The following is a 12,217-nucleotide window of genomic DNA, read 5'->3' as shown; positions in this document are numbered from 1 at the left end:
ATGACGCAAGCACTCCCCCCCCCTAGCCGCGGCCAGCGCCTGTTGGGCTACGCCATCGCACTGATCGCGGGCCTGCTCACCACCCTCACCGCCTCGCCCTTCGAGCTGTGGTGGCTGGGGCCGGTAGCGGTAGCACTGATCTACCTCGGAATTCATACCCTCACGCCTGGCCAGGCGGCCCTCAAGGGCTGGTGGTACGGCGTCGGCCTGTTCGGCAGCGGCGCCTCCTGGGTGTATGTCTCGATCCATGATTACGGCTACACCGGCATGCCGCTGGCACTCTTTCTCACCGCGCTGTTCGTCGCTGCAATGGCGCTATTCTTCGCCGTGTGGCTGTGGCTCTACCGTCGCCTGTGCGGCCCACGCCTGGCAGCGCTGAGCTTTGCCGGCGCCTGGGTGCTGGGCGAAGTGCTGCGCACCTACGCCTTCACCGGCTTTCCCTGGCTGCTGCTGGGCAGCGCCCACGTCGATTCTCCACTGGCCGCCTGGGCGCCGGTGGGGGGCGTCTATCTGCTGTCGCTGATTACTGCCCTCTCCGGCACTCTGCTGGTCGAGCTACTGCATCGCCGCTGGCTGGCAGCGGCGCCGATTGCGCTGATGTGGCTGGCCCCGCTGGCGCTGCCCGCGCAGTGGACCAGCCCCGCTGGCGAACCGCGCCAGGTCGCACTGCTGCAGGGCAACCTGCCCCAGGAGCTCAAATGGACCCCCGAGGGGCAGCGCATGGCCGCCAACACCTTCAGCGACTTGACCCGCGAACAGGATGACGATATCGATCTGATCGTCTGGCCGGAAGCGGCGCTGCCGATGCTCGAGGAAGATGCACGGCCGCTGCTTGAGCGGGTACAGGCCAACCTGGCACCCGACACCGCCCTGCTCACCGGCATCCTGCAGCGCGACGATGACGATCTTTTCTATAACGCGGTGATCGGAGTCGGCGACGTCGAGGGGCAGTACCGCAAGGAGCATCTGGTCCCGTTCGGCGAGTATCTGCCCTTCGACAGCCTGCTGCGCGGCGCCATCGCCTTCTTCGACCTGCCGATGCCGGCCATGACCCCCGGACCCGCCCGTCAGGCACCGATGCAGGCCGCCGGCCTGACCATCGGCAACGCGATCTGCTACGAGATCATCTACGCCGATCTGGTCGCCCAGCGCGCCCGCCATGCCGATGTGCTGCTGACGGTCTCCAACGACACCTGGTTCGGCGCCTCGATCGGCCCTCACCAGCATTTCCAGATGGCGCGACTGCGGGCGCTGGAAAACGGCCGCTACGTGGCCCGCGCCACCAGCAACGGCGTGACTGCGATCATCGATCCCCAGGGTCGCGTCACCGCCCAGCTGCCGCAGTTCGAGACCGCCAGCCTCACCGGCGAGGTAACGCCAATGCAGGGTCTGACACCGTTCACCCGCAGCGGTAGCTGGCCAACCTGGTTGCTGGCCGCACTGCTGATGGTGGCTGGGCTGGGCTTTAAGCGTCAGAGCAAACCCGTAGCGTAAGCTTCGCTTCACCACCATCGCAAACGCCCCCGCAGCGAGTCGCTGCGGGGGCGTTGGGTTGCCAAGCTTGCCGCCGCGACGCGGCGCGCTTAACGCGTTACTCTTCCGGCGTAGCCGGGATCTCTCCCAGCACTTCTGGGATCGTCATGCGTACATAGCGCCCCGGCGCCGGCTCCAGCAGCGCCAGCTCGCCTTCGCCTGGCACCCGTGCCGCTACCAGCTTCTTGGGATCCGGATCGGCATAGCCGTTTTCGGTCGCCCAGGCCTGCCAATGCGGCCACCACGACCCCTCATTGAAGGTGGCATTCTCCAGCCACTCGTCGGGGCTGGCCGGCAGCGCCTCGTTGGTCCAGAAGCCGTACTTGTTCTTGGCCGGTGGATTGACGATGCCGGCGATATGTCCCGAACCGCCGAGCACGAAGGTCACCGGCCCCTTGGGCAACTGGGTGCCGCCATAGGTGCTGTTCCACTTGGCGATATGGTCTTCCTTGGCGGAGACGAAATAGCTCGGCGTGGAGATCTTGCGCAGGTCGATCTTGACCCCGTCGAGCTCGATACCGCCGGGCTCGATCAGGCGATTCTCCATATACATGTTGCGCAGGTACCAGGCGTGGGTACCGGCCGGCAGGTTGGTGCCGTCAGTATTCCAGTAGAGCAGGTCGAAGGCCGCCGGCTTCTCGCCCTTGAGGTAGTTGTTGATATAGAACGACCAGAACAGATCGTTCTCGCGCAGCAGGTTGAACGAGAAGGCCATCACCCGGCCATCGAGATAACCGTCCGCCTCGAGCTGGCGCTCAAGCCCTTGAAGCACCGGTTCGTTGAGGAACACGCCGATCTCACCGGGGTCGCTGAAGTCCTGCAGCGTGGCCATATAGGTCACCGACTTGACCTTGCGACCGCGCCGGGTACTGGTCAGATAGGCCACGGTGGACGCGGCCAGGGTCCCGCCAACGCAGTAGCTGAGCAGATTGACCGACTTCTCGCCGCAGGCTTGCTCGATGGCGCCCATGGCATCGATGGGGCCCATCTGCATGTAGTCGGCCCAGGTCAGGTCACGCTGCTCGGGGCCGGGGTTGCGCCACGAGATCAGGAACACGCTGTGGCCCTGGTCGACCAGCCACTTGACCAGCGAGTTGTCTTCACGCAGGTCGAGGATGTAGTACTTGTTGATCCACGGCGGCACGATCAGCAGTGGCGTCTTGAACACCTTCTCGGTGGTCGGATGGTACTGGATCAGCTGGATCAGCTCGTTCTCGTAGACCACTTCACCGGGGGTAACGGCAACGTTCTCGCCAATCTGGAACGCCGAGCGATCGGTCATGGTGACGTTGATGCCCTCGGCGGAGTTGGCAAGATCTTCACGCAGTCGAGCCATGCCGTCGATCAGGTTCTGCCCCTTGGTCTCGAGGGTGCGGCGCATCACTTCGGGGTTGGTGGTAACGAAGTTCGAGGGCGACAGAGCACTGACGCACTGGCGGGCATAGAAGGCCAGGCTGCGCTTTTTCTCCTCGGGCAGGCCGTCGAGGCTCGCTACCAGCTCTTCCACGGTACGTGAGAACAGCAGGTACTGCTGGAGCAGCGCCTGGTAGAAGGGCTCCTCCTGCCAGGCCGGGTCCTTGAAACGTCGGTCGTGTCGAGCCGGTTCTACCAGCGGTTCGGGGGTCTGACCGGCCAAGGTCTGCATGCCGTGCTGCCACAGCTGCCACTGCTCCTGCATCAGGCGCCACTGAGCGGCATACATCGCCTGAGGGTCGCTGGCCAGGGCTTCGAGGGCGGCAGTGAAGCTTTCTCGCATGTCGTTGTAGACGGTCTTGCCCGCCTCGCTGGGCTCTACCCGTCCGACGAGATCTCCCAGCATCTCCTGGTACTGTTGACCGATGGCGGTAAGCTGCTCACGCCACACCTCCATATCCGCCTGGGATGGCTGATCTAATCCTGGCTGCATTGCACACTCCGTCAGACACAACTGAAACAATGACCGTAAACACCATCGCCCGCCTTGCCCGCAGAGCGGGCAAGGCGGGCGCTATAGTAGAGACCGCTCAGGAGCTTTTCTTGCTCGCCTGACTGCTGGCCTTGGCCGGCGTGGTGGTAGCCTTGGTGGCTTCCTCGGCCTGGGCAGCGGCCTTCTCGGCGGCCTCGCCAAACAGCTGCTCCATCTCACTCTTGAACTGCATGGAAAGCTCGGTCATGGCGCGGGCGTCTTCCAGCATTTGATTCGACAGCTCGCTCATGATCTCGGCCTGGCGGGTGCCAAACTCGCGTATGTCCTCGGCGTCCTTGATCTCGCTGGCGTCGCGCAGACGCTCGGTGCCCAGCTGGCTATAGCGCTTCATGGACTCCAGCTGGTACTGGGTCATCTTTTCCATGTTGTTGAGCATCAGCGAGTTGAGCTTGCGCATCGGCTCGAAGAAGCCACGGGTCTGCTCATTGAAGGCGGTAAACATCTTGTCTTGCATGGCGATTTCCTCCTGGATAATCGGCATAAGGAATCAAGCAATTTGCTGCAGTGCACAAAGCGTAGTCTCTCCCTACGCTCATTGCAATTAACCGCAGCCACTTGCTTGACCGGGATCAAGCTTGCGACAGGAGGCTCACTTGCGCTTGGCGCGTGAGTTAGCCGACGCCTTGCCGCGTTCGCCGCTCGGCGTCTCCTGGGTTGGCTCAGCGGATTCGGTGGCCGACGCCTCCTGTGCGTTACGTCCACTACCGCTGGATGATGCCTGGCGCAGCATGTCCAGCATCATCTGCTGATAGCTGCCGAAGCTGGCCAGTCCCTGCGCCATGCTGTCCTTCATAAATGGCTGCTGCATGCCCTCCTTGAGGAACGACTGCTGCAGAAACGGCTGCATCAAGCTCATCGGGTCGTACCCCTCCACGCCGTTCTCCATCTGCTGCTGGATACGCGCCATCAGATCGTTCTGGAACGACTCGACGTCCGGCAGCCCCATTGCCTGGCGGAACTCCTGGGGGGTGAGATCAAACTCGACGTTGATTTTCATAGATAGCATGACTCGACTGGCGGGCTTTCCATCAGTCTAGCAGTCTTGGGGGAAAGTCCCCCACATCGGCACCAACGCTGATTGGTGCCGAGGGGGATTCAGGGAAACGCTGAATAAATCAGCGAGCGGGATGAAGCAGCTAGGTTCGTTCCCGACGAACCAACGCACTTCCCACATCCCTGTGGGTCGCAAAGCGCACGGAGCACAGTACCGAGCGAAGCGACAAACATCCGAAGGATGGCTCCGAAGGAGCGAGAAACCGAAGGTTTCGAGTCAACCGGAGCCTATGGGGTATAGGTGAGGATTTCGAGCACCGCGCAACGCAGTGATTTACCCGCGCAGCCATTTAAGCAGTGTTTCCTTAGCTGAGGCGGGGCGTATCGACGCATACGTCGAGGTTCTGGGCACGGTGACGCAGCAGGTGGTCCATCAGTGTCAGCGCCATCATCGCCTCGGCGATGGGGGTGGCGCGGATGCCGACACAGGGGTCGTGGCGCCCCTTGGTGACCACTTCCACGGCATTGCCGTGGACATCGATGGAGCGTCCCGGGGTGGTAATACTCGAGGTGGGCTTGAGCGCCAGGTGGGCAATCAACGTCTGACCCGATGAGATCCCGCCGAGCACGCCGCCGGCATGGTTGGAGAGGAAGCCTTCCGGAGTCATCTCGTCACGGTGCTCGCTGCCACGCTGGGCCACGCTGGCGAAACCGTCACCGATCTCGACCCCCTTGACCGCGTTGATGCTCATCAGGCCGTGGGCCAGATCGGCATCGAGGCGGTCGAAGACCGGCTCACCGAGTCCCGGCGGCAGCCCCTCGGCGACCACGCTGATCTTGGCGCCCACCGAGTCCTGGTCGCGGCGCAGCTGATCCATATAGGCCTCGAGCTCGGGCACCTTGTCGGGATCGGGGCAGAAGAAGGCGTTCTCGCCGACCGCCTGCCACTGCTTGAACTCGATGGCGATCGGGCCCAGTTGACTCATGTAGCCGCGCACCTGAATGCCCAGCGTGGCCAGGTACTTCTTGGCGATAGCGCCGGCGGCCACGCGCATGGCGGTCTCGCGAGCGCTGGAGCGCCCGCCGCCGCGGTAGTCACGCACGCCGTACTTGTGATGGTAGGTGTAGTCGGCGTGGGCCGGGCGGAACTGGTCCTTGATCTTCGAGTAGTCGGTGGAGCGCTGGTCGGTGTTCTCGATCAGCAGTCCGATCGAGGTGCCGGTGGTGACGCCCTCGAACACGCCGGAGAGGATACGCACCTGATCCGGCTCACGGCGCTGGGTGGTGTGCCGTGAGGTACCGGGGCGACGCCGGTCGAGATCGCCCTGCAGGTCGGCCTCGCTTAGCGCAAGCCCGGGGGGGCAGCCGTCAACGATGGCACCCAGCGCCGGGCCATGGCTCTCGCCGAAGCTGGTGACGGTGAACAACTTGCCGAAGGTGTTGCCGGACATGGGTGTTCCTCGCAGGTGAAGTCAGGAGTCAGGCGAAGGCCGGGGCGTAAGCGTCGAGTTCGGCGGCGGTGAGTACGAACACGCCTTGACCACCGCGTTCGAACTCCAGCCACAGGAACGGAACCTCGGCGAAGGCCGCTTCGAGGTGCCGGTCGGAGTTGCCGACCTCGACGATCAACACGCCGCGGTCGCTGAGGTGCTGGCGGGCATCGCGCAGAATGCGCCGCACGATATCCAGACCATCCTCGCCGGCCCCCAGCGCCAGCGACGGTTCGTGCTGGAACTCGGCGGGCATGGTGGCGAGGTCCCGGGCATCGACGTAGGGTGGGTTGGCAACGATCAGATCATAGCGCCGGCCGGCCACCCCGGCGAACACGTCCGAGTAGACCGCGCGCACCCGAGCACCAACGTCGTGGCGACTGATATTGGCCTTGGCCACCTCCAGCGCGTCAGCGCTGATATCGGTGAGATCGACCTCGCAGGTAGGCAGGGTCAGGGCCGTGGCGATGCCGATACAGCCCGAGCCGGTGCACAGGTCGAGCACCCGCGCCGGCGGCTGATCGGGAAACCAGGCGGAAAAACCGTCTTCGATCAGCTCGGCGATCGGCGAGCGCGGGATCAACGCCCGTTCATCGACGTGGAACGGATAGCCGGCATAAAAGCACTCGCCGAGGAGGTAGGGCAGCGGCCGACGCGTCTCGATGCGTGCCCGGACCAGGGCCACGATGCGCCCACGCTCCATGGGCAGCAGCCGCGCCTCGAGCACCGCCGGATCGACGTCCCAGGGCAGGTGCAGCGCGCCCAGGGTCAGCGCCACCGCCTCGTCCCACGGCGAGGCGGTGCCGTGGCCATAGAACAGGCCGTGGGCGTGAAACTCGCTGGTCGCCCAGCGCAGGCAGTCGCGCAGGGTGATAAGCCCCTCGGCGAGGTCGCCATCGCTGAGCGTCAGGGTCGATACGGCTGCTGGGGTAGAGTCGGCCACGCGGCATCCTGTCAGTTGAGTGGTGCGAATCGAGGTGCATGATTGTACCCGCAGCGGAGCACGGTTCACAGTCACTCGGCAGCCGGTATACTGGCGCTGAATCCTTTGCCCAGGCCGCCCGGACGGGCAGCCTCGCCGCACGTCACAAGAGAGCCTCCATGAGTCGACGCCCCGATCCGCCGGATGACGACGAGATCAACCTGTTCCGCCAGGCCCTGAACGAAGCTGGCGTGCGTCGCCTTGAGAGCAACCGTGCCGATCCCGGAAAGCCCACCCAACGGCGGCGCGCGGCGGCGCTGGCCGAGCGCCGTGCCGCGGCCATCGCGGCGGATACCCAGCAGGCGGTCAGCCGCACCAGCGACGGCCGCGTCGAGCCGGTGCGCCCCTCGGAGTTTCTCGACTTCGCGGTGGTCGACCTGCCCTACCGCACCCACGCCCAGCTCAAGCGCGGCGGCATCCACTGGGAGGCCGGCCTCGACCTGCACGGTTATAGCGTCGATGAAGCGCGCGGCGAGCTGGAGAGCTTTCTCGCCGAGGCACGCAGCCGTCGCATGCGCTGCGTACTGGTGGTGCACGGCAAGTCTCGCGCCAGCGTGCACACCGGCACGAGCGAGTTCCCGGTGATCAAGAGTCACGTCAACGCCTGGCTGCGCGAGTGGCCAAGCGTGCTGGCGTTCTGCTCGGCCCGCGAGCTCGACGGCGGCACCGGTGCCGTTTATGTGCTGCTGCGGCGTCGCGGCGAGACGATGTAGCTCAGCCCGACGTGGGCGGCACCTCGTGCGGAGTCTGCGGCGGTTCGACGATACTCGCCTCGGCCTGGTAGGCCTTGGCGCGATGACTGCCCTCATGCCGATCCAACGCCTGTACGGCGAGATGCCGCCCCAGCCGGATCAACGCCTCGGCGCGGTGAAATTCGTAGGCGCCACACACCGACTTGGGCACCTCGATGAGCACGTCCGGCGGATAGCCGGCGACCTTGTAGCGGGCCAGCGCGGCCTGAGTGATATCGAAGGATGCAAGCATCATGTCGAGCCTGCCCCAGGCGCGGCGAGTGGCGAGCTGTTCGCAATCGGCGTCATCATCGGCATCGCCGCCGCGACTCGCGAACATCCGCTGGGCCTGCTCGCGCACCCCGGCCATCCAGCCGGCAAAGCCTTGACCTTCTGCTTCCAGCGCCTTCTCCCGGGCATGCTCCTGTGCCGCTTCTTCGGCTGGCAGCAGCTCTTCCAGGGTGACGGGATAGGGGCTCTGGGCGGTGACGTTGACTGCCAGCACCATGTCGGCATGAGAGGAGAGCGTCGGCATGATCGGCAGCGGGTTGAGCAGCCCGCCGTCGACCAGCACCTGGTCGCCAAAATGCACCGGCGTGATAATGCCGGGTACCGCAATCGAGGCGCGAATCGCCTGCAGCAGCGGGCCGCTCTGGAACCATACCTCGCGCTGGCGAATCAGGTCGGTGGCTACCGTGGTCACCGGAATCGCCAGGTCCTCGATCAGGGTTTCGCCGATCAGCTGTTCGAGCTTGCTCATCACCTTGCTGGCGCGCATCGCGCCCATCGGGCTCCAGGTGACGTCGACCAGCTTGAGCACGTCGAAATAGTCCAGCGCGCAGACCCACTCGCGGTAGCCATCCAACTGGCCGGCCGCGTGAATACCGCCCACCAGGGCACCCATCGAGCAGCCCGAGATGGAAATGATCTGGTAGCCCCGCGCCTCCAGCTCATCGATCACGCCGATATGCGCATAGCCCCGCGCTCCCCCGCTGCCCAGCACCAGCGCCACGCGCTTGCTATATTCGCTCTTGCTGTTCATATGGCCTCCTACCGCGTCGCCCCCTGCTGCTGATACCAGGCAATGATCTCCTCGGCCACCGCCGACACCGTGCGTGGGTCGAGGTGCAGATGGTGCCCGCCCGGCAGCACGCGACGATGCAGCTGTGCCACCGCGGCCCGCGCGCGCTCGATGCCCTCGCGTTTGGGGAGCACCCCGGTCTCACCTTCGACCAGCATCACCGGCGCCTGGATCGCGGCCAGATTGGCCAGCACCTGCTCCGGCGTGAAGCGCACCAGTGAGGGTCGCATCAGCCGCGGGTCGGTGCGCAGCTGCACTCCTCCATCGGCCAGCGGCGCCGCGTTGCGCGTTACCAGCGGGCGCACGGTGTCGGCGTCCAGCGGCATCACGCCGCCCTTGCCGCGCGCCGCCACGGCGCTCTCTATATCAGCATAGCGCGGCGGGGCAGAAAGGCGACGGCGGTGCCCCTGAATGCCCTTGCGCAGCTGCTCCGGCATCTGTTCGGCGGGGGTCGAGAGCGTGCCCAGGCTGTCGATCAGCATCAGCCGCTCGACGCGCTCGGGAAAGGCCCCCGCCAGCAGACAGCTGACCCCGGCCCCCATCGAGTGGGCCAGCAGCGTCGCCGGCGCAAGCTCGAGCTCATCCAGGGCATCCAGTGCGTCGTGCAGGTAGTCCCAGATCGCATAGTCGACACCGCCGGGATGCGGCTGCGACTGGCCATGGCCGGCGAAGTCGATGGCCACGATGCGTACTCCCAGCGCCTCGACCAGGCGCGGCGCCAGGCGGCTGAAGGTGGCGGCATTGTCCAGCCAGCCGTGCAGCGCCAGCCAGGCCGGCGCGTTGGACTCTCCCCAACTGAGTCCAGCCAGGCGGCCGTCGGCCAGCGTCAGTGAAACAGGCTCAGCCATGGGCAGGCTCCAGCAGGGAATCGATAGTGGCGAGCAGTACATCGCGCGCTTCACGCGGGTGCTCCATGGGAAACATATGCCCGCCCGGGGCGGTGTCGATGCGCACGCCGTGACGTGTCAGGCGCCGCCGACGGGCCGGGGTCAGCAGATCGGACTCCTCGCCGGCGATCAGCGATAGCGGCACCTTGAGGCGCCCCGGCAGGCCGTGGAGGTGGTCGGGCAAGTGACGGAATATCTCGACTTCGATGGCCGGGTCGAATACCAGTTGCGCGGCACCGTCCTCGAGCAGCCGGGTGCCGCCCTCGACATAGTCGTTGAGCGCCTCGTCGGTGAAACGCTTGAACAGCCCACGGCTGCGCAGGTAGTGGGCCATGGCGTCGCGGTTCGACCAGCGCACACGACGCCCCAGGCTCTTGCCCGCCGGGGTCACTCGGTCAATCATGCCGACGCGCTTGGCGACCTTCATCGCCAGGGCATCGAGCCCCAGCATCAGCGGCGGGTCGAGCACTACTACGCAGCGAAAGCGCTCCGGCGCCTGCTCGGCCGCCATTGCCATCAGCACCCCGCCCATGGAGTGACCGACGCCGATCACCGGGCTTTCGTGATGCGCCAGCTGCTCGAGCAGCTCGTCGCGCAGTGCCAGCCAGTTATGATCCACCGGGTAGTCGGGATGATGGGCCAAGCGGTCCAGCGGATGCAGGTCGAAGCGCTCGGCCAGAGGCGCCAGAAAGCTGCGGTAGCTGCCACCGGTGAAGCCGTTGGCGTGGGCGAACACCAGGCGGTCGCGAGATGAAGAAGGCGCAGATCGAGAGTGAGACATGTACAGGTCCTGAGCGAAGGCGTCGCGGCCGTCGATAGCCATAGCAGGCTAACGAGCTTACCATTGACGCTACGCTAATGGTTTTTTCGATGCGTTAATACAGTCGTTTTAATTCTACCAACCCCCAGCAGGGAGCTCAGCGTGCCTACCCCCCGCGATAATCGTCTGCGTAATCGCCTATTCTTTGCCACCGTGATCGCTGCGATAGTCGTCGGCCTTTGGCTGGCGCGTTAGGACTCGACACGGATGAATCTATTCGACGTCTTCCTGGCGACTCTCAATGTCACGCTACCGGTGTTCGCCATGGTCCTGGTGGGCCTGGTACTCAAACGCATCGGGTGGATCGACCAGGCCTTCATCGCCACCGCCTCAGCGCTGGTGTTCAAGGCCACCATGCCGACGCTGCTGTTTCTGAGCATCATCCAGGCCGACCTGGAGATGGCCTTCCAGCCAGACCTGATCGCCTATTTCCTGGGTGTCACCGTGATCAGCTTCATGCTCGCCTGGGGCTGGGCGATACTCCGCTATCCGCACATCGACCGCGGCATCTTCGTCCAGGGCTCCTTTCGTAGCAACTGCGGCGTGGTCGGGTTAGCGCTCGCCGCCAGCATGTATGGCGGCTATGGCCTGTCGCTAGGTGGCATTCTTACCGGCTGCGTAATCGTGCTCTACAACGTGCTGTCGGCCATCATTCTCGCCCTCTACAGCCCAACCGCGCGCTCCGACATCCCCGCGCTGCTCGCCGACATCATCCGTAACCCCTTGATCCTCAGCGTCCTGGCCGCCCTGCCAGTAGCAGCCCTGGGTATCACCCTGCCTGGCTGGCTGCTCACCTCCGGCGAGTACTTCGGCTCGCTATCGCTGCCCCTGGCGCTGATCTGCATCGGCGGCACCCTCAGTATTCGCTCGGTACGCAGCGGCAGCTGGCTGGTCACCAGCGCCTGCCTGTGGAAGCTGGTGTGGGTCCCGCTGCTCGGCACCCTGGGCGCCATCCTGCTTGGCTACCGCGGCCAGGCCCTCGGGGTGCTGTTCCTGTTTCTTGCCAGCCCCACCGCCGCCGTGGCCTTCATCATGGCCAAGGCTGCCGGTGCCAACGACCGATTGACCGCCGACATGATCGTGCTCTCCACTCTGGGCTCGATGCTGACCGTCAGTGTGGGCATCTTCGTGCTGCAGACGTTGCGGATGATTTGAGCAACCTCGCCGGGCTTGAAGGCCTGTTGAATGGGCAACACTCTCAAATAAAAAAGCGGCCCGCAGGCCGCTTAAAGGTCTCACTTGCTCGCCATCTACGGGCGCATCGCCCGGCCTTACTTCTTGCCTTACCCCTCGCGCTTGCCATCCACCAGCCGGCTCACGCCCAGGGGGTTGCCGTCCTGGAGCGCCTCGGGCAGCAGCCCCGCCGGCAGGTCCTGATAGCACACCGGGCGCAGGAAGCGATGAATGGCGGCGCTGCCCACCGAGGTGGTGCGGGCGTCCGAGGTGGCCGGATAGGGGCCGCCGTGGACCATGGCGTGGCATACCTCGACCCCGGTGGGCCAGCCGTTGGCGAGGATCCGCCCGGCCTTGCGCTCAAGCGTCGGCAGCAGGCCCTTGGCCGCTTCCAGGTCGCCGTCGTCCATCTGCAGGGTGGCGGTGAGCTGGCCTTCCAGCCCCTCGGCGACGCGCTGCATCTCGGCCAGGTCACTGCACTCGATCACCAGCGAGGTGGCACCGAAGACCTCGGCCTGCAGCGCCTCATCGGCGAGGAAGTCTGCGGCACTGGCCACAAAG

Annotated in this window: 11 protein-coding genes and 1 pseudogene; 3 read left to right on the top strand and 9 right to left on the bottom strand. The window is 65.2% G+C overall.

Annotation, left to right across the window (positions count from 1 at the left end; translation table 11 throughout):
- Positions 1 to 1,494, top strand: a complete 1,494-nt coding sequence (gene lnt, locus IEI94_RS14875; RefSeq protein ID WP_191168061.1) for an apolipoprotein N-acyltransferase — start codon at positions 1 to 3, stop codon at positions 1,492 to 1,494.
- 97 nt (positions 1,495 to 1,591) lie between these two features.
- Here the strand turns inward: lnt and phaC are convergent, their stop codons facing one another.
- The 5 genes from phaC to prmB form a co-directional block, all read right to left on the bottom strand.
- Positions 1,592 to 3,439, bottom strand: coding sequence for a class I poly(R)-hydroxyalkanoic acid synthase (gene phaC, locus IEI94_RS14870; RefSeq protein ID WP_191168060.1), 1,848 nt, complete (start codon positions 3,437 to 3,439; stop codon positions 1,592 to 1,594).
- Between the two features lie 97 nt (positions 3,440 to 3,536).
- The gene (locus tag IEI94_RS14865; protein WP_191168059.1) at positions 3,537 to 3,953 is read right to left on the bottom strand and encodes a phasin family protein; all 417 of its coding nucleotides are present in this window, start codon (positions 3,951 to 3,953) and stop codon (positions 3,537 to 3,539) included.
- 135 nt (positions 3,954 to 4,088) lie between these two features.
- Positions 4,089 to 4,496, bottom strand: coding sequence for a hypothetical protein (locus IEI94_RS14860; protein WP_191168058.1), 408 nt, complete (start codon positions 4,494 to 4,496; stop codon positions 4,089 to 4,091).
- A gap of 361 nt (positions 4,497 to 4,857) precedes the next feature.
- Positions 4,858 to 5,943, bottom strand: coding sequence for a chorismate synthase (gene aroC / locus IEI94_RS14855; RefSeq protein WP_191168057.1), 1,086 nt, complete (start codon positions 5,941 to 5,943; stop codon positions 4,858 to 4,860).
- Between the two features lie 28 nt (positions 5,944 to 5,971).
- Positions 5,972 to 6,925 (bottom strand): 50S ribosomal protein L3 N(5)-glutamine methyltransferase, encoded by a 954-nt coding sequence (gene prmB / locus IEI94_RS14850; RefSeq protein WP_191168056.1) that lies wholly within the window; start codon positions 6,923 to 6,925, stop codon positions 5,972 to 5,974.
- Between the two features lie 158 nt (positions 6,926 to 7,083).
- Here prmB and IEI94_RS14845 point away from each other — a divergent pair, with 158 nt between their 5' ends.
- Positions 7,084 to 7,677, top strand: a complete 594-nt coding sequence (locus IEI94_RS14845) for a Smr/MutS family protein (RefSeq protein WP_191168055.1) — start codon at positions 7,084 to 7,086, stop codon at positions 7,675 to 7,677.
- A 1-nt stretch (position 7,678) separates the two neighbouring features.
- Here the strand turns inward: IEI94_RS14845 and IEI94_RS14840 are convergent, their stop codons facing one another.
- The 3 genes from IEI94_RS14840 to IEI94_RS14830 are packed head-to-tail and all read right to left on the bottom strand — an operon-like array spanning position 7,679 to position 10,444.
- On the bottom strand, positions 7,679 to 8,737 hold the full coding sequence (locus IEI94_RS14840) for a patatin-like phospholipase family protein (protein WP_191168054.1): 1,059 nt from the start codon (positions 8,735 to 8,737) through the stop codon (positions 7,679 to 7,681).
- Between the two features lie 8 nt (positions 8,738 to 8,745).
- Positions 8,746 to 9,624: an alpha/beta fold hydrolase gene (locus IEI94_RS14835; RefSeq protein ID WP_191168053.1), complete on the bottom strand. Its 879-nt coding sequence runs from the start codon at positions 9,622 to 9,624 to the stop codon at positions 8,746 to 8,748.
- A complete protein-coding gene (locus IEI94_RS14830; protein WP_191168052.1) occupies positions 9,617 to 10,444 on the bottom strand; it encodes an alpha/beta fold hydrolase in 828 nt (275 codons plus the stop codon). The genes IEI94_RS14835 and IEI94_RS14830 overlap by 8 nt, the downstream gene beginning before the upstream one ends.
- A gap of 246 nt (positions 10,445 to 10,690) precedes the next feature.
- Here IEI94_RS14830 and IEI94_RS14825 point away from each other — a divergent pair, with 246 nt between their 5' ends.
- Complete coding sequence (locus IEI94_RS14825) at positions 10,691 to 11,638, top strand: AEC family transporter (RefSeq protein ID WP_191168051.1); 948 nt, start codon at positions 10,691 to 10,693, stop codon at positions 11,636 to 11,638.
- Between the two features lie 128 nt (positions 11,639 to 11,766).
- Here IEI94_RS14825 and IEI94_RS14820 read toward each other — a convergent pair.
- Positions 11,767 to 12,217 (bottom strand): annotated as a pseudogene (locus IEI94_RS14820) (aldehyde dehydrogenase (NADP(+))); the annotation flags it as partial.

This window comes from Halomonas sp. ML-15, from assembly GCF_014779595.1.
Taxonomy (GTDB): domain Bacteria; phylum Pseudomonadota; class Gammaproteobacteria; order Pseudomonadales; family Halomonadaceae; genus Franzmannia.
Note: the sequence above shows the minus strand (reverse complement) of the source record. Positions and strands in the feature narration are given on the sequence as shown.